Genomic DNA, 16,672 nt, shown 5'->3' on the forward strand with positions numbered 1-16,672 from the left:
GCTCGCGCCGCGCCGCACAGTTCCCTTGCGCCAGATCAAAACGACGATTGGCATGCCCCTGCGCACGACAATGGCGCTGTTCGCGGCATCCGGCGCCGATTTACAATCGTCACATTCACACGATAAACGTCTGGCATCCCATGTCGTCTCCATTGCAGTTGGAATCGATCCGCGCGCAAGTCGCGGAATTGCGCGAACGCGGCTTCGTCGTCGCGCGCGGCCTTGTTGACGAGGCGCAGTGCGCGGCGCTCAAGCAGATCGCGGCGCGCCAGTTGCAGGAAGCGGCGGAGCCGATCGAGTTCGAGGCGGATTTGCGCTACCCGGGCGCGCCCGAGTCGAAGCATGCGCCGGGCGGGCATACGGTGCGGCGGCTGCTGGACGCCTACACGCGCGATCCGGCGTTCGCCGCGCGCGCGATCGCACCCGAAATCGGCGAGTGGATGCGCGAGTACTTCGGCGAGCAGCCGGTGCTGTCACGCGCGCATCACAACTGCATGATGACGAAGCACCCCGCGTACGGCAGCCTGACGGGCTGGCATCGCGACTTCCGCTACTGGTCGTTCGAACGCGCGGACATGGTGTCGGTGTGGCTCGCGCTCGGGCCGGAAACGAATGAAAACGGTGCGCTCTGGCTGGTGCCGGGTTCGCACACGGCCGAATTCGGGCCGGAAGCGTTCGACGACGCGAAGTTCTTCCGCAGCGACCTGCCGGAAAACCGCAAGATGATCGACGCGGCAACCTGCCCGTCGCTCCAGACGGGCGACGTCGTGTTCTTCCACTGCAACACGCTGCATTCGGCGGGGCAGAACCGCTCCGACCAGGTGAAGTTCTCGCTCGTCTATACGTACCACGGCGTGAGCAACCGGCCGATGCCGGGCACGCGTTCGGCGGCGAAGCCGGAGGTGCAGTTCTAGCGGCGGTTCGGGCGGCGATGCAGCCGCGCCGCTTGTCCGATGGGGCACTGCGGCCGCGCGGGCGGATGAACAAACGGGCGGCCTGGGCCGCCCGTTGCATTTCGTGCAGCCCGCTCCGCAATGCGGGCCGCCATCGCGCGGCTGCGCGATCAGCGCTTGCTGGCCGGCATCGCGAGGCCGATCAGGCCGATCAGCGATGCGACGGCGCCGCCGACGATCAGCAGGATCGTCTTCGTGGCGGGCGAGCCGGTGAAGAAGCGCGACACGTTGTCGTTGATCGAATGGAACGACTGGCCGCCGAAATACAGCAGCACGACGCCGCCGACGAGCAGCGCAACCGAGATGACCCGGGACATACCAACCTCGCTGTAACGGTGATTCGAGACGCCGCAGTGTAGGCGACGCACGCGGCTGCGTCCATTGCCGTGCGCGCTTCGCCCACGTTCGATACCATAACCGTCGTACGTTTCCCTCGCCGCCGGCGCGCGATGTTCGCGCGCGGCGCGCGTCCCATCCCCGACGTCTTCACGGAACCGACTCATGGCCTACGAAGCAGCTTCCGAACGTTATGCCGACATGCAATACCGCACCTGCGGCAAATCCGGGCTCAAACTGCCCGCCCTGTCGCTCGGCCTGTGGCACAACTTCGGCGACTCGACGCCGATCGCGACGCAGCGCGACATCCTGCGCACCGCGTTCGACCTCGGCATCAATCATTTCGACCTCGCGAACAACTATGGGCCGCCGTACGGCAGCGCCGAAACCAACTTCGGCCGGCTGCTGAAGGAAGATTTCCGGCCGTACCGCGACGAGCTGCTGATCTCGACGAAGGCCGGCTGGGACATGTGGCCGGGGCCTTACGGCAGCGGCGGCGGGTCGCGCAAGTACGTGCTCGCGAGCCTCGACCAGAGCCTGCAGCGGATGGGGCTCGACTACGTCGACATCTTCTATTCGCACCGCTTCGACGCGCACACGCCGCTCGAGGAAACCGCCGGCGCGCTCGCATCGGCCGTGCAGCAGGGCAAGGCGCTGTACATCGGCATTTCGTCGTACTCGGCCGCGAAGACGCGCGAGATGGCCGAACTGCTCGCGCAATACAAGGTGCCGCTGCTGATCCACCAGCCGTCGTACAACCTGCTGAACCGCTGGGTCGAGGAGGATCTGCTCGGCACGCTCGACGACATCGGCACGGGCAGCATCGCGTTCACGCCGCTCGCGCAGGGGCTGCTGACGTCGAAATACCTGAACGGCGTGCCGGCCGATGCGCGCGTGAACAAGCCGGGCGGCGGCTCGCTGAAGCAGGATCACCTGAGCGCGGACAACCTCGAGCACGTGCGCAAACTCGACGGCATCGCCCAACGGCGCGGGCAGAGCCTCGCGCAGATGGCGCTCGCCTGGGTGTTGCGCAATGGCCGCGTGACGTCCGCACTGATCGGCGCAAGCCGTCCGGAGCAAGTGCGCGAAAACGTCGGCGCGCTGAAGAATCTCGAATTCTCGGCCGACGAACTCGCGGAGATCGATCGCTACGCGACCGAGGGTGGCATCAATCTGTGGGAAAAACCGTCCACCGATCAGGCGATCTGATCGGCATCAAGGATAGTCGATACGGGATGCGAACCATTGCATGCCGTATCGCTGCGCACGCACACAAACGGCTACGTCGCTGCGATGCCGCGGCGTGACCGGCGCGCGCCAACGCGTCGCTAGAGCAGCGCAGGCAGGCCTTCGACGAGCAATACCGCAACGCCGACGCCGAGGATGACGCCGAGCACGCGCAGCAGGTTGTGGCGGAATTCGGTTGCGCACGGCACCGCGCCGAGAAACAGCGCGCCGGCCAGCGCCATCGGAATCAACAGGATGAAGTCGCCGATCGTGAAATAGGTGGTCATGCGTGTCTCCATAGCCGGCCGGAACAGGCGCACGCGCGTCTTCCAGCCCCATGCCGGGCATTTCTCGTGTTGGGCCGACCCCGATTGCGAACGGGGCGGTCAGTTCGAGTATAGGCAACCTCGCTGCGTTTTTCGCTATCCGAACCATTAAAAGTATGCGGAAAACCCCGGAGAATCTGCATTTTTCCGGCGAGTCGGACGAATGCCTTGCACCATTCTTTCCCGCCCCTTTCGATTCGCGCTGAAACGTCGTACATGTTCGATACGGGCCGCCGCACCCGCGGGCGCGGCGGCCCGTCCGCCTACGCGCGATCGGGGCGCGCGCGAACGGCCGGGGTGCGGAACACGAGCGCGAGCCCCGCCACGATCGCGCCCATGCCGGCGAGCGCGAGCGGTTCGGGCCGGTTGCCGAGCCAGACCGCGTCCATCAGCGTGGTGAGGACGGGCACGAGATAGAACAGGCTCGTCACGTTGACGAGATCGCCACGTTGCATCAACCGGTAGAACAGCAACTGCGCGATCACCGAGATCACGATGCCGAGCCACAGCAGCGGGACGATGAACGCCCAGCCGACCTCGAGCGAGACCGGCCGGAATGGCAGGATCGCCACGCACAGCGCGAGGCCGATCGCGTTCTGCAGCGGCAGCACGTCGGCAGGCGCCGCGCGCACGTGCTTTTGCAGCAGCGAGCCGGCGGTCAGCGCGACGAGCGCCGTGAGCGCGCAGGCGACGCCCATGATCGGCAGACCCGCACCGCCCACGCCGCGGCACACGATGAGCGCGAGACCCGCGAGCGACAGCCCGAGCCCCGCGACGCGCATCGGTTGCCAGCGCCGCTCGATGATCGCCAGCGTGAGGATCGGCTGCACGCCGAGGATCGTCGCAAGCACGCCCGGCGCGATCCCGCGCTCGAGCGCGAGCAGGTAGAAGATCGAATAGCCGCCCATCATGAGCAGGCCGGTCAGCGCGGCCATGCGCCGCTCGCCGCGCGGCGGCAGCCAGCGTCCGCGCATGATGGCCGGCACGAGCAGCACGAGTGATGCGAGCGCGAATCGCGCGGCGAGAAAGACGAACGCGGATGCGTGACGCAGACCGAGTTCAGCGAAGATCGCGCCGCTGCTCCACAGCAAGACGAAGAGCGACGTCACGCCATGCGCGGCGAGCGCGCGTTTGAACGAAATCATGTGAATCCACCTGTCGAACGGATCGAAACGTCCCAAGTCGCGCACGTGGCAACGCGCCGTGCGCAATGACGCACGAACGGCCGCAAACGGGCGAATGGAAAACGGAAACCGAAAGCCGGCTGGTCAGCCGACGCGTGCCGCCGGCGGGGGCGGCGCGGCGCCGACGAGCGGCGGTGCGACAGGAGGAGGGAGGACGGATGGATGCGCGCACGCCTGCGGTCGCGAGTCGAACTGCGGCCGGGATGTTGCGAGAGCGGACGTGAGCGGTTGCATCGGGTCGAAATGCGCTTGAACGCGAATGAGCGTCAAAGGTAACGCAAGGCGGCCGCCGGGCGCAACCACCGTCGGCGGGAGGCCGGCGCCGCGCGTGTCGCCGGTTTCGGCGGACGGTCACATTCGACAGGGTATGATGGGGGTATCCGTCCGTGCAAGCGCACGCGCGGCGCAGTGGTTGATTGGAGACATTCGACGAATTCGCGGCACTTCGCCTGCTTCTTCTTCTTTTCGCGCTTCGATAAACCGTGAACAATGGGATTACGCGCAACACCCCGACGAGGGCGGCGCGGATCGTGCATTTGCCGGCTCGCGAGCGAGCCGGGTTTCAAGTTTCAAGAGTGGGGAACCATCATGCATGTCGGGTCGATTGTCTGCACTACCCATATCGCCGTGCCGAAGGGCGCGCGCGGCATCGTTCAGCGCGTTCTGGGCGACATGGCCATGGTGACCTGGTACGCGGGCGTGCCAGGCGAGTCGAAGGAACTCAACACCGAGCCGTTCTTTCTCGAGGACCTGATCGACACCGGCGAATCCGTGCTGCCGGCCGGCGCCGCGATCCACTGAGCGCGCGTGCCGTATCGGACGCTCGTGTTTCGGCGCGGCTGACGGCACAATGCGGGGCATGAAAGACGTCACTTCCGCCTCCGCAGCTCCCGCCGGCCCGCCGTTCGCCGGCCTCACGCCCGAGTGCGTGCTCGATGCGCTCGACAGCGTGCTGATGCCGGCCGGGCTGCGCACCGACGGGCGCCTGCTCGCCCTCAACAGCTACGAAAACCGCGTCTACCAGGTCGGCATCGAGGACGGCCCGCCCGTCGTCGCGAAGTTCTACCGGCCCGCGCGCTGGTCGGACGAAGCGATTCTGGAAGAACACGCGTTCGTCGCCGAACTCGCCGCGCGCGAGATTCCGGCGGTGCCCGCGCGCGTCGTCGACGGCCGCACGCTGCACGCGTTCGACGGCTTCCGCTTCTCGATCTTCGAGCGGCGCGGCGGCCGTGCGCCCGACCTCGACCGCAGCGACACGCTCGAATGGCTCGGCCGCTTCATCGGCCGGATTCACGCGGTCGGCGCGACGCGGCCGTATGTCGCGCGTCCCGTGCTCGACATCCGCGCGTTCGGCTACGAGCCGCGCGACTACCTGCTCGCGCACGATTTCATTCCCGACGACGTAAGGCCCGCCTACGAGACGGCGGTGACGCTCGCGCTCGAAGGCGTCGAGGCCGCATTCGAGCGCGCGGGCGAGATTCGCCTGCTGCGCACGCACGGCGACTGCCATCCGAGCAACGTGCTGTGGACCGACGCGGGCCCGCATTTCGTCGACTTCGACGACAGCCGGATGGCGCCCGCGGTCCAGGATCTGTGGCTACTGCTGCCCGGCGATCGCGAAGGCGCGTCGCGCGCGCTCGCGGACCTGCTCGCCGGTTATGAGGACTTCTGCGAATTCGAGCCGCGCGAACTGCATCTGGTCGAAGCGCTGCGCACGCTGCGCTTGATCCACTACGCGGCATGGCTCGCACGCCGCTGGGACGATCCGGCGTTTCCAGCCGCGTTCCCGTGGTTCAACACGCATCGATACTGGGAAGCACGCGTGCTCGAGCTGCGCGAGCAGATCGGCGCGATGCAGGAAGGGCCGCTCTGGCCCGTGTGACGGCGCGCGCGGCAACCTCGCCGCGCGGCATTTTCGGGTGGGCCGGCGCGCGTTGCTCGCGGCCCGCGCCGCTCAGAACTTCAACATCATCTTGATCACCGCGGCGAAGCGCTTGCCATAGGGCGGTGCGATCAGCCCGCGGGTATTCAGGCGTGCCTGCGTGAGCACGGGCTTCATCTTCGAGAACGTCACGAAGCCGTCGTAGCCGTGATACGCGCCCATCCCGCTCGCGCCGACACCGCCGAACGGCAAACTGCCGCACGCGATGTGCAGCAACGCATCGTTGACCGTCACGCCGCCGGAGATCGTTTCGCGCATCACGCGGTCGATCGTGCCCCCATCCTCGTCGAACAGGTACAGCGCGAGCGGCCGCGGGCGCGCGTTCACGTACGCGATCGCCTCGTCGAGCCGCTCGTACGGTACGAGCGGCAGCAGCGGCCCGAAAATTTCCTCCTGCATCAGCTGCGACGCGGCCGGCACGTGCGTGACCGCGCACGGCACGAAGCGGCGCGACGCGGGGTCGGACGGCGCATCCGACAGCGGATGCAGTTGCGCGCCGGCGGCCTGCGCGTCGGTCGCGAGCTGTTGCAGCCGGGCGTAATGGCGCGGCGACACGATCGTCGTGTAGTCGCCGTTGGCCGACAGGTCCGGATACAGCTTCGCGAAGCGCTCCCGTGCGCGCTCGATGAACGCGGCTTCCATCCCGCGCGGCAGCAGCACGTAGTCGGGCGCGATGCAGGTCTGGCCCGCGTTCAACGTCTTGCCGCCGATGATCGCGTCGACGGCTGCGTCGAAGCGCGCATTCGGCCCGACGATCGCCGGCGACTTGCCGCCGAGCTCGAGCGTGACGGGGGTGAGATTGTCGGCCGCGGCGCGCATCACGTGGCGGCCGACGTGCGTCGAGCCGGTGAACAGCAGGTGATCGAACGGCAGTGCGGTGAACGCGGCGCCGATCTCCGCATCGCCGTTCACGACCGCGACATGGTCACGCGAGAAGGTCTTCGCGATCAGCTGTTCAAATAGCGCCGACGTGCGCGGCGTTAGTTCGGACATCTTGACGATCGCGCGGTTGCCGGCGGCGAGTGCGCAGATCAGCGGCCCGGCCGCGAGCAGGACCGGATAGTTCCACGGCACGACGATGCCGACCACGCCGAGCGGCTGCGGCAGCACCTTCGCGCGCGCCGGCCGTAGCCACTTGTTCATCGGCTTGCGGATCGGCTTCATCCAGCGCTTGCCGTGCTTGAGCGCGTCGTCGATCTCTTCCTTCGCCATCCAGATTTCCGACAGCAGCACTTCCTGCTTCGCGCGATGCCCGAAGTCGGCGCTGATCGCATCGGCGAGCGCATCCGCGTGATCGATCAGCATCGTGCGCAGCGCGCGCAGGTGCTGCGCGCGGGTGTCCCACTCCGGGTATGGCGCGCGCAGGTAGGCCGCGCGCTGGTCGCGCAGCAGCGACGTCAAGGCATCGACCGACGGCTGCGCTTGCGGGGCCAGTTCGGGCAAATCGTTCTTCATTTCGTCTCCTCCAGTTGGGCGTGGCACGTCGGCCAGCAGTCAGGCCGCACGTACCCGCTCGGCGAGCGTGGCGGGGCGGGGCAGGATGGCGCGCGTCGCCCGGCAGGGTGCCGGATGCGATGCACGGTCGAAAACAGGGTGCAGCGTGCGGCAAGCGTCGCATCCGCGCGACGGTGTTCGTGTCCGAAAACGGGATTGCGCGGTCCGCGCGTACGGCCGGACGCGATGTCCGGCCGGTGTGCGATGGCGCGCGGCGAGTACTTGCCGGCGCACCGAAGCAGGGCAGCGCGGTGCGTGCGGCGACGTGCGCACCGGCAGGTCGTGCCGCGCGTGCGACGAGCCGTCCAAACGGTCGGCGATACGTGGCGTCGTTCGATTTCGACCGGCCGCGCGCACGGTGTTGCACGTCACCGTCCGGGCATCCGTTTGAAATGAAATGCGGGCCGCGCGCGGTGCGTCCGGACAACCCGGTCGGCACGCGGCCTGCAGAGCGTCGCGCTGCATCGTCGTCTCCCCAGTTTCGCGACGGCGCGGCTTCTGGCGGCCGGTGCATCGCGTCGCATCAATCGATACATCTTAAATTTAGTTCACGCGGGCGTTTAGAGGAATCGCTCTTGAATCGGCGTGCCGCGCGCGCGGCGGCCATTCCTACAATGCCCGAACATTACAAGCGGGAGCCGGCCGCGCCGGGCGCCGTTCATGACACGAAGGAGACGTGACATGCAATACGACTACATCATCGTAGGCGGAGGGTCGGGCGGCTCGAGCCTCGCCAGCCGCCTCGCCGACGCATGCCCCGACGCGACGATCGCGTTGATCGAGGCCGGCTCGCACACGGAGCGCAACCTGCTCGTCAACATGCCGGTGGGAATCGCGGCGCTCGTGCCGTTCAAGCTCGGCACGAACTACGGTTACGAGACGGTGCCGCAGCCGGGCCTCGGCGGCCGCCGCGGATATCAGCCGCGCGGGCGCGGAATGGGCGGCTCGAGCGCGATCAACGCGATGATCTACACGCGTGGCCACCCGGGCGACTACGATGAATGGGCGCAACTCGGCGCGACGGGCTGGGGCTGGCAGGACGTGCTGCCGTATTTCCGCCGCGCGGAGGGCAACGCGCGCGGTGCCGATGCGTGGCACGGCGCGGACGGCCCGCTGACGGTGTCCGACCTGCGCTTTCGCAATCCGTTTTCCGAACGATTCATCCAGGCGGCGCACGCGGCCGGCTATCCGCTCAACAACGACTTCAACGGCGCGACGCAGGAAGGCGTCGGCTTCTATCAGGTCACGCATCGCGACGGCTCGCGCTGCAGCGTCGCGCGCGCATACATCTACGGCCGCGAGCGGCCGAACCTGCACGTGATCACCGACGCGACGGTGCTGCGCGTGGGCTTCGACGGCAAGCGCGCGGTCGGGGTCGTGGTGTCGCGCGACGGACGCGTCGAGACGCTCGGTGCACGCGCGGAAGTGATCCTGTCGGCCGGCGCGTTCAATTCGCCGCAACTGCTGATGTGCTCGGGGATCGGTCCGGCGGAACAGCTGCGCCGGCACGGGATCGCCGTCGTGCAGGACGCGCCGGACGTCGGCACGAACCTGATCGACCATATCGATTTCATCATCAACACGCGCGTGAATTCGTCGGAGCTGGTCGGCGTCTGCCTGCGCGGGATCGCGAAGATGACGCCGGCGCTCGTGCGCTACTTCTCGAGCCGCACCGGGATGATGACGAGCAACGTCGCGGAGGCCGGCGGCTTCATCAAGAGCGACCCGTCGCTCGATCGTCCGGACCTGCAGCTGCATTTCTGCACGGCGCTCGTCGACGACCACAACCGCAAGATGCACTGGGGCTTCGGCTATTCGCTGCACGTGTGCGCGCTGCGCCCGTTCAGCCGCGGCACGGTCGCGCTCGCGAGCGGCGATGCGCGCGACGCACCGCTGATCGATCCGCGCTTCTTCAGCGATACGCGTGATCTCGATCTGCTCGTGCGCGGCGCGCAGGCGATGCGCCGGATCCTGTCGCAGGCGCCGCTCGCGTCGCAGGGCGGGCGCGAGCTGTACACCCGGGCGGACCAGAGCGAAGCCGAGCTGCGCGCGACGATCGTCGAGCATGCCGACACGATCTATCACCCGGTCGGCACCTGCCGGATGGGCTCGGATGCGCGCGCGGTCGTGGATCCGCAACTGCGCGTGCGGGGCGTCGAAGGGCTGCGGGTGGTGGATGCGTCGGTGATGCCGACGCTGATCGGCGGGAACACGAATGCGCCGTCGGTGATGATCGGCGAACGCGCGGCGGACTTCATCGTCGCGACACGCCGGGGCGGCGGCGTGCCGCGCAACGAGGCGGCCGCGGCGGCGCACGGCCGCTGAGCGGCGCGCACCGGCACACGACCGACGCGATGCTCAGGCGAACGTATCGACGAGGCCCGCGCGGCTCACGGTCGCGCCGGCCGCTGCGGATTGCACGGCGTCGACCGGTGCGTCGACGGCTGACGACCCGGCGCGCGCGCGCGGCGACGGCCGGCCGCCGGCGAAGCTTTGCTGCGGGTTCTGCTGCTGCGACGCGAAGCCGCCATCGCTGACGCTCGCGCTGCCCAGGCCGAGCCCGCCCGCTTCCATCGCTTCACGCAGTTTCGGCAGCGCGGCTTCCACCGCGTCGCGCACCTGCGCGTGCTGCGACACGAACAGCGCATGCGCGTGGTTGTCCGCGACGCGCAGCACGACCTGCAGCGGGCCGAGGTCCGGCGGGTTCAGCGTCAGCTCGGCGCTCTGCTGGTGCGCATTCGACAGGAACACGACTTTCTGGCTCAGCGCATCGGTCCAGTCGGCGGTGCCGACGTGCGGCGCCAGCACGTGTGCGTTGGCCGCGGCGATCGAGCTTGCGGCGGGCGATGCCTGGAGGTTCGCCTGTGCGGCTGCCGCAGCCGTTGCGGCGGCAGCGACCGTCGCGTCGGCGGCCGGGCTGGCGGTTTCCTCGGCGGCCGCGAATGCGTGCTGCGCGGCGGGCTGGGCCGTTGCGCCGGCCTGCAGCGCCGGTGCGGTGGCTTGCGTGGGCGCCTGCTGCGTCGCGAGCGCGCCTTTCGCGTCGGCGAGCGTGCGGTCGAAGGTCGGGACTTTCGGCGTCGGCGGCGTAGCGGCAGCCGAGGCGGACGTCGCCGCCGCGGGTGCTGCCGCTGTCGCAGCCGTGCCCGTCGCGGGCATCGCGATCGCGCCCGCGCCGCCGGTCAGCTTCGCAAGTGCCGCCTGCAGCGTGTCGCGACCCGACACCGGCACGGCAGGCTCGGCGGCCGCATCCTTGCTTGCGTGGTTCGTCAGCACGGCCGTGGCGTCGGGCTGGCCGGACACGGCCGTCGTTTGCGCGGCGGTGGCAGCGGTATCGGCGCCGGCCGGCGCCGCGTCGTTCGCGCGCGTCTGCAGCTGCGCCTGCACGGCGGCTGCCGCGGCGAGCGCGGCAGCGTCCGGGTTGAGCGTCGCGATGGCGTCTTCGGTCGACTGGTCGTCGTCGCCGTGGTCGGCGGACTTCGTGCCGGCAGCGGATGTCGACGATGCCTGTTTCGTCGAGACGTCCGGCTTGCCGGCGATTGCCGCGTCGTGCCGCGTGACGACGCTTTGCTTCAGCGTCTGCGCGAACGGCATGGCGGCAGGGCTGCTTGCGGCATCGTTGCCGGCGGACTTGGCGGAGGCGGACGAACCCGCGTCGCGGATCGCCTTGAGTGCGGTGCCGGCGGTGTCGAGCAGCACGCCGAGCAGGGGCAGGGGAGGCATGACGATTCTCTCGTTCGAAAGCGGTGAGCGGTTACGCTGAACGGGCCGCATCGGCCCGCATGCGCAGGATCTTCGCGGCGTGTTCGTCGGCGTCGCGCTGTTCGCGCTTCGCCGTACGCTGCGCTTCCTGCGCGACGCCGCGCGCCTGCAGGATTTCGTATGAACCGACGGTGCGTTTCTTCTGTTGCCAGTTGGGGCGCGCCTCGTCGATGCGGACTTCGGCTGCGGCCAGCACGTTGCGTTGCTGCACGATCGCCGCGTCGAGCGTATCGATGAACGCCTGGAAGTTGCGCCAGTTGCCGGCCGGCATCCCGTGTTGCGCGGACTGCGCGAAGCGCGCGTGATACTCGTCGCGATAGCGCAGCAGTGCATCGAGCTGGTCGGCGGCCGCGGTGCGGTCGCGCTGCGCGGTGCCGAGCTGCTTCGCGGCCGTGTCGAGATCTTCCTGCGCGCGGTCGAGCAGGAGTTGAAGGGGAAAGCCGTGTGCCATCGGGGTCAGCCTCCGTGTACGTCGAACAGCGCATCGAGCGCGCCGAGGCTCGACGCGAACGGCGCGCATTCGCGAAAGCCCTGCTGCAGGAACGATTCGATGCGCGGGTAGAGCGCGATCGCGCGGTCGAGCTGCGCGTCGCGGCCGGGCGCATAGGCGCCGACCGCGATCAGGTCGCGATTGCGCTGGTAGCGCGACAGCATCTGCTTGAACTGCCGCACGCGGTCGAGATGCGTTTCGTCGATCAGCGCGGTCATCGCGCGGCTGATCGACGCCTCGATGTCGATCGCCGGATAGTGGCCGGCTTCGGCGAGCGCGCGCGACAGCACGATATGGCCGTCGAGGATCGCGCGCGCCGAATCGGCGATCGGGTCCTGCTGGTCGTCGCCTTCGGTCAGCACCGTGTAGAACGCGGTGATCGAGCCGCCGCCTTCGGGCCCGTTGCCGGTGCGCTCGACGAGCGCGGGCAGCTTCGCGAACACCGACGGCGGATAGCCCTTGGTCGCGGGCGGCTCGCCGATCGCAAGCGCGATCTCGCGCTGCGCCATCGCGTAACGCGTCAGCGAATCCATCAGCAGCAGCACGTGCTTGCCCTGGTCGCGGAAATACTCGGCGAGCGACGTCGCGTAGGCCGCGCCCTGCATCCGCAGCAGCGGCGACACGTCGGCCGGCGCTGCGACGACGACCGAGCGCGCGAGCCCGTCCTCGCCGAGGATCTGTTCGATGAACTCCTTCACTTCGCGGCCGCGTTCGCCGATCAGCCCGATCACGATCACTTCCGCGCTGGTGTAGCGCGCCATCGTGCCGAGCAGCACCGACTTGCCGACGCCGGAACCCGCGAACAGGCCCATCCGCTGCCCGCGGCCGACGGTGAGCAGCCCGTTGATCGCGCGCACGCCGACGTCGAGCACGTGATGGATCGGCTCGCGATCGAGCGGGTTGATCGACGGCGCCGACAGCGGTGCGTCGACCTTCGACGCGAGGGGGCCGAGGCCGTCGAGCGGGCGGCCCGACGCGTCGACCACGCGCCCGAGCATTTCCCAGCCGACCGGCAGCCGCTTCGCACCGGCGAGCGGATCGGCGACGGGCGCGCTTTCCCGTGGCCACACACGCGCACCCGGCAAGACGCCTGCGACGTCGGTGGTCGGCATCAGGAACAGGCGATCGCCGGCGAAGCCGACGACTTCCGCTTCCGCGTGCGGCAGCGTGCTGCCGGGCGGCAATTCGATCGTGCATTCGGCGCCGACCGACAGGCGCAGCCCGATCGCCTCGAGCACGAGGCCCGCGGCGCGCGTGAGGCGCCCGCACGGGCGCAGCGGCAGCGCGCGGTGACTGCGGGCCGCGAGCCCGTTCAGGTGCGTGCGCCAGTGCGCGAGGTGCGGATTGTGCGGCGCGCGCGGCGCATCGCCGGCGGTATCCGTCGCGGGCGCGTGCGTGCCGTGCGCAGCGCCATGCGATGCTTCGAGGTCGAACGACGCATCGGGGCCGAACGACGCGAGTGCGAGCTCGCGCTCGAGCGGTGTCATCCCGTCGTGCAGCACCGATTCGGGCGTGGGCGTCACCATGCGCTCACCTTGCCGATCGCGGCGGCGACGCGCTGCCAGCGGGTCGGCAGCGTCGCGTCGACCTCGCCGGTCGCGGCGTGCGCGCGGCAGCCGCCGCGCTCGATCGACGCGTCGGTGCGCACGTTCCAGCCGAGCGTATCGAGATCGTCCTGCAGATAGGCTTCGACGACGGGCAGGTCGGCCGGATTCACCACGAGATGCGGCGCGCCGGACAACGCCGGCTCGGCGGCGAGCACGTCGCGCACGGCCGCGACGAGCGCGGCCGGATCGTGCTTCACGTGCTGGCGCACGACCTGCTGCGCGATGTCGAGCGCGAGCTGCGCGAGCTCGGACGCGAGATCGTGCTCGACGCCCGACACGGCCTCGCGAAACGACGCGGCCAGCGCCGCAAGCTGCGCGGCCTGTTCGCGTGCTTCGGCCTGGCCGGCCTCGAAGCCTTGTTCGCGCCCCTGATCGAACCCGGCCTGGTAACCCAGTGCCTGGCCTTCGACGTGGCCGGCCGCATGGCCTTCGGCATGCGCGGCGTCGCGCACGCGCTGCAACTCCTCGGCGAGCGCGGCGGCCGCCGCTGCCGCATCGTCGGGCGGCGGCGGGGGCGGCGGCGGATCGAACGACGCCATCTCCCACCGCTGGTACGCGGTGAGGGTGCCGGCGTGCTCGCGCGCGGAATCAGACATACGCGTCTTCCGCCTTGCCGCCGATCACGATCTGACCGCTCTCGGCGAGGTTGCGCACGATCTGCAGGATGCGGCGCTGCTGCGTCTCGACTTCGGACACGCGCACCGGGCCGCGCGCGTCGAGATCCTCGGCGAGCAGTTCGGCCGCGCGTTGCGACATGTTCGCGAGGAATTTCTGGCGCAGCGCGGGCGGCGCGCCCTTGAGCGCGATGATCAGCGTTTCCGACTCGACTTCCTTCAGCACCATCTGGATTGCGCGATCCTCGAGGTCGAGCAGGTTCTCGAACACGAACATCTGGTCGACGATCTTCTGCGCGAGGTCGGCGTCGTACTGGCGCACGCTTTCGAGCACGCCTTCCTCGTGATTGCTCGTCATGAAGTTCAGGATCTCGGCCGCGGTGCGGATGCCGCCCATCGGGCTGCGCTTCAGGTTGTCGCTGCCGGACAGCAGGCCGGTCAGCACGTCGTCGAGCTCGCGCAGCGCGGCCGGCTGGATGCCGTCGAGCGTCGCGATCCGCAGCAGCACGTCGTTGCGCAGCCGCTCGGTGAAGCACGACGCGATCTCGGACGCCTGGTCGCGGTCGAGGTGCACGAGGATCGTCGCGATGATCTGCGGATGCTCGTTCTTGATCAGTTCCGCGACGGCGGCCGAGTCCATCCACTTCAGGCCCTCGATGCCGCTCGTGTCGCTGCCCTGCAGGATCCGGTCGATCAGCACGCCGGCCTTGTCCTCGCCGAGCGCCTTGGTCAGCACCGAGCGGATGTACTCGCTCGAATCGAGCGACAGCGCGGTGTGCTGCTCGGCTTCCTTCGCGAACTCGTGCAGCACCTCCTCGACCTGCTCGCGCGTGACGTTCTTCAGCGCGGCCATCGCGGCGCCGATCTTCTGCACCTCGCGCGGCGCGAGGAACTTGAATACTTCAGCGGCCTCTTCCTCGCCGATCGACATCAGCAGCAGCGCGCTCTTGGTCAGGCCTTCAGCGTTCATCGGACACCCAGTTCTTCACGACGGTGGCGACGATCTTCGGATCCTGGCGGGCGATCGTGCGCGCGTAGTCGAGGTTGCGTTCGTAGCGGTTCTTTTCGTTCTCGAAGCCGAGCAGCAGCGGATCGGGCTCGTCCGCCTGTTCCAGGGCGGGCAGGCCGTCGAGCGCGACCGGATCCTCCGGCGCCGCGAGTGCCGGTGCGGCCGGCTCGGGCGGCGGGAACGCGCGGCGCATCGCCGGGCGCACGAACATGAAATAGAGCGCCGCCGCGGCCGCCGCGATGCCGAGCCACTTCGCGGCTTCCTTCGCCATCGCGATCATGTCCGGCTGGCGCCACCACGGCAGGTCGGCGTACGGGTCAGTGGCGGTCGAGAACGCGCTGTTCACGACGTTGACCGAGTCGCCGCGCTTCTCGTCGTAGCCCATCGCGTCCTTCACGAGCTGCTCGATCTGCGCGAGCTTCGCGGGCGGCAGCGGCTGCATCGTCACGTGGCCCTTCGCGTCGGCGACCGGCTGGTAGTTGACCACGACGGCGACCGACAACCGCTTCACGTTGCCCATCGGCTGCTCCACGTGGCGGATTGTCTTGTCGAGCTCGTAGTTGGTCGTCTGGTCCTTGCGGTCGCTGACGGGCGTCGACTGCGGCCCGTTCTGGCCGTTGCCGGCGACGATCGGCGCGGAGGCCGGCTGCGGCGGCGTGTTCGACAGCGCGCCCGGCACGCCCGATGCGCCGCCCTGCGCGAGTTCGGTCGCGCTGCTGGTCTGCTGGCTGCGGATCGCGGCCTGTTGCGGCGCGCCGTTCGGGCCGTAGCTTTCCGAGGTCTGCTCGAGCTTCGAGAAATCGATGTCCGCGCTGACCTGCGAGCGCGCGTTGCCGGTGCCGAAGATCGGCGCGAGGATCGCGTCGATGCGCTTTTGCGTGTTGTGCTCGACCTGCTGCACGTACTTGAGCTGGCTCGCGTCGAGGCCGGTGGCCGACGCGGTCTGCGTCAGCAGGTTGCCGTCCTGGTCGACGATCGTCACGTTCTTGGCCGGCATGTCGGGCACGCCGGACGACACCATCCGCGTGACCGCCTGCACCTGGCCCTCGTCGAGCACGCGGCCCGGGTAGAGATCGACGAACACGGATGCGCTCGGCGCTTCCTTGTCGCGCACGAATACCGACGGCTTCGGGATCGCCAGATGCACGCGCGCCGTCTTCACGGCGTTGATCGACTCGATCGTGCGTTGCAGCTCGCCTTCGAGCGCGCGCTGGTAGTTCACCTGCTCGGCGAACTGGCTGATGCCGAATTTCTGGCTGTCCATCAGCTCGAAGCCGACCGAGCCGCCCTTGGGCAGGCCCATCGCGGCGAGCTTCAGGCGCGTTTCGTGTACCTGGTTCGACGGCACGAGGATCGCGCCGCCGGCGTCGGCGAACTTGTAGGGAACGTTTGCCTGCTGGAGCGCGGTGATGATCGCGCCGCCGTCGCGGTCCGACAGGTTGCTGTACAGCACGCGATAGTCGGGCGCGCGGCTCCACAGCACGAGCGCGGTGATCGCGGCGATGGCGAGCGCGACGGCGATCACGAACGGCAGTTTCGGGTTGCCCTTCATCCGCGTGATGCCGGGGATGCGTTCCGCGAAGCCGCCGAACCCGAAGTCCGCGCCGGCGCCGCCTGCTCCCGGCAACGCGGCGGCCGCGGTGGCGCCTGGCACCGGGCTGGCGAGGCCCGTGCGGGCGTCGGGGTTGATCAGCGAGTTGGCCTGCGAATCCATGCGTGGAATTTCTCCGG

Annotated in this window: 15 protein-coding genes; 5 read left to right on the forward strand and 10 right to left on the reverse strand. The window is 69.0% G+C overall.

Features of this window, described 5'->3' with window-relative positions; genetic code table 11:
- Window positions 1-140 precede the first annotated feature (140 nt).
- On the forward strand, window positions 141-914 hold the full coding sequence (locus DIE08_RS18645; RefSeq protein ID WP_059678995.1) for a phytanoyl-CoA dioxygenase family protein: 774 nt from the start codon (window positions 141-143) through the stop codon (window positions 912-914).
- 149 nt (window positions 915-1,063) lie between these two features.
- On the opposite strand, the gene DIE08_RS18650 is transcribed toward DIE08_RS18645, so the two are convergent.
- Window positions 1,064-1,270 (reverse strand): DUF3185 family protein, encoded by a 207-nt coding sequence (locus DIE08_RS18650; protein ID WP_124902922.1) that lies wholly within the window; start codon window positions 1,268-1,270, stop codon window positions 1,064-1,066.
- A 184-nt stretch (window positions 1,271-1,454) separates the two neighbouring features.
- On the opposite strand from DIE08_RS18650, the gene mgrA reads away from it, so the two are divergent.
- Complete coding sequence (mgrA, locus tag DIE08_RS18655; protein WP_059607446.1) at window positions 1,455-2,498, forward strand: L-glyceraldehyde 3-phosphate reductase; 1,044 nt, start codon at window positions 1,455-1,457, stop codon at window positions 2,496-2,498.
- Between the two features lie 119 nt (window positions 2,499-2,617).
- Here mgrA and DIE08_RS18660 read toward each other — a convergent pair whose 3' ends face one another.
- The gene (locus tag DIE08_RS18660) at window positions 2,618-2,803 is read right to left on the reverse strand and encodes a hypothetical protein (protein ID WP_014895742.1); all 186 of its coding nucleotides are present in this window, start codon (window positions 2,801-2,803) and stop codon (window positions 2,618-2,620) included.
- A 302-nt stretch (window positions 2,804-3,105) separates the two neighbouring features.
- Window positions 3,106-3,987: a DMT family transporter gene (locus DIE08_RS18665; protein WP_124902924.1), complete on the reverse strand. Its 882-nt coding sequence runs from the start codon at window positions 3,985-3,987 to the stop codon at window positions 3,106-3,108.
- A gap of 627 nt (window positions 3,988-4,614) precedes the next feature.
- On the opposite strand from DIE08_RS18665, the gene DIE08_RS18675 reads away from it, so the two are divergent.
- Window positions 4,615-4,827 carry a hypothetical protein gene (locus DIE08_RS18675; RefSeq protein ID WP_011886311.1) on the forward strand — a complete coding sequence of 71 codons (213 nt, stop codon included), beginning with the start codon at window positions 4,615-4,617 and terminating at the stop codon, window positions 4,825-4,827.
- A gap of 58 nt (window positions 4,828-4,885) precedes the next feature.
- Window positions 4,886-5,908 carry a serine/threonine protein kinase gene (locus DIE08_RS18680; protein WP_124626999.1) on the forward strand — a complete coding sequence of 341 codons (1,023 nt, stop codon included), beginning with the start codon at window positions 4,886-4,888 and terminating at the stop codon, window positions 5,906-5,908.
- Window positions 5,909-5,980: 72 nt separating this feature from the next.
- On the opposite strand, the gene DIE08_RS18685 is transcribed toward DIE08_RS18680, so the two are convergent.
- Entirely contained in the window at window positions 5,981-7,423 is a 1,443-nt protein-coding gene (locus tag DIE08_RS18685; RefSeq protein WP_124626997.1) for a coniferyl aldehyde dehydrogenase, read from the reverse strand.
- A 720-nt stretch (window positions 7,424-8,143) separates the two neighbouring features.
- Between DIE08_RS18685 and DIE08_RS18695 the strand changes: the two genes are divergently transcribed.
- Window positions 8,144-9,787 (forward strand): GMC family oxidoreductase, encoded by a 1,644-nt coding sequence (locus DIE08_RS18695; RefSeq protein WP_124626995.1) that lies wholly within the window; start codon window positions 8,144-8,146, stop codon window positions 9,785-9,787.
- A gap of 33 nt (window positions 9,788-9,820) precedes the next feature.
- Here the strand turns inward: DIE08_RS18695 and DIE08_RS18700 are convergent, their stop codons facing one another.
- From DIE08_RS18700 to fliF, 6 genes are read right to left on the reverse strand one after another with little or no spacing between them, the layout of a single operon-like run.
- Window positions 9,821-11,182, reverse strand: a complete 1,362-nt coding sequence (locus DIE08_RS18700; protein WP_124902926.1) for a flagellar hook-length control protein FliK — start codon at window positions 11,180-11,182, stop codon at window positions 9,821-9,823.
- Window positions 11,183-11,213: 31 nt separating this feature from the next.
- Entirely contained in the window at window positions 11,214-11,672 is a 459-nt protein-coding gene (gene fliJ, locus DIE08_RS18705; RefSeq protein ID WP_059607431.1) for a flagellar export protein FliJ, read from the reverse strand.
- 5 nt (window positions 11,673-11,677) lie between these two features.
- Window positions 11,678-13,237, reverse strand: a complete 1,560-nt coding sequence (fliI, locus tag DIE08_RS18710) for a flagellar protein export ATPase FliI (protein WP_124902928.1) — start codon at window positions 13,235-13,237, stop codon at window positions 11,678-11,680.
- On the reverse strand, window positions 13,231-13,914 hold the full coding sequence (fliH, locus tag DIE08_RS18715; RefSeq protein WP_059607427.1) for a flagellar assembly protein FliH: 684 nt from the start codon (window positions 13,912-13,914) through the stop codon (window positions 13,231-13,233). The genes fliI and fliH overlap by 7 nt, the downstream gene beginning before the upstream one ends.
- A complete protein-coding gene (gene fliG / locus DIE08_RS18720; RefSeq protein WP_124626987.1) occupies window positions 13,907-14,902 on the reverse strand; it encodes a flagellar motor switch protein FliG in 996 nt (331 codons plus the stop codon). Before fliG ends, fliH begins: the two co-directional genes overlap by 8 nt.
- The gene (gene fliF / locus DIE08_RS18725) at window positions 14,892-16,655 is read right to left on the reverse strand and encodes a flagellar basal-body MS-ring/collar protein FliF (RefSeq protein ID WP_124626985.1); all 1,764 of its coding nucleotides are present in this window, start codon (window positions 16,653-16,655) and stop codon (window positions 14,892-14,894) included. The genes fliG and fliF overlap by 11 nt, the downstream gene beginning before the upstream one ends.
- Window positions 16,656-16,672 lie beyond the last annotated feature (17 nt).

This window comes from Burkholderia sp. Bp9004, from assembly GCF_003858025.1.
In the GTDB taxonomy this organism is placed as follows: Bacteria; Pseudomonadota; Gammaproteobacteria; order Burkholderiales; family Burkholderiaceae; genus Burkholderia; species Burkholderia diffusa.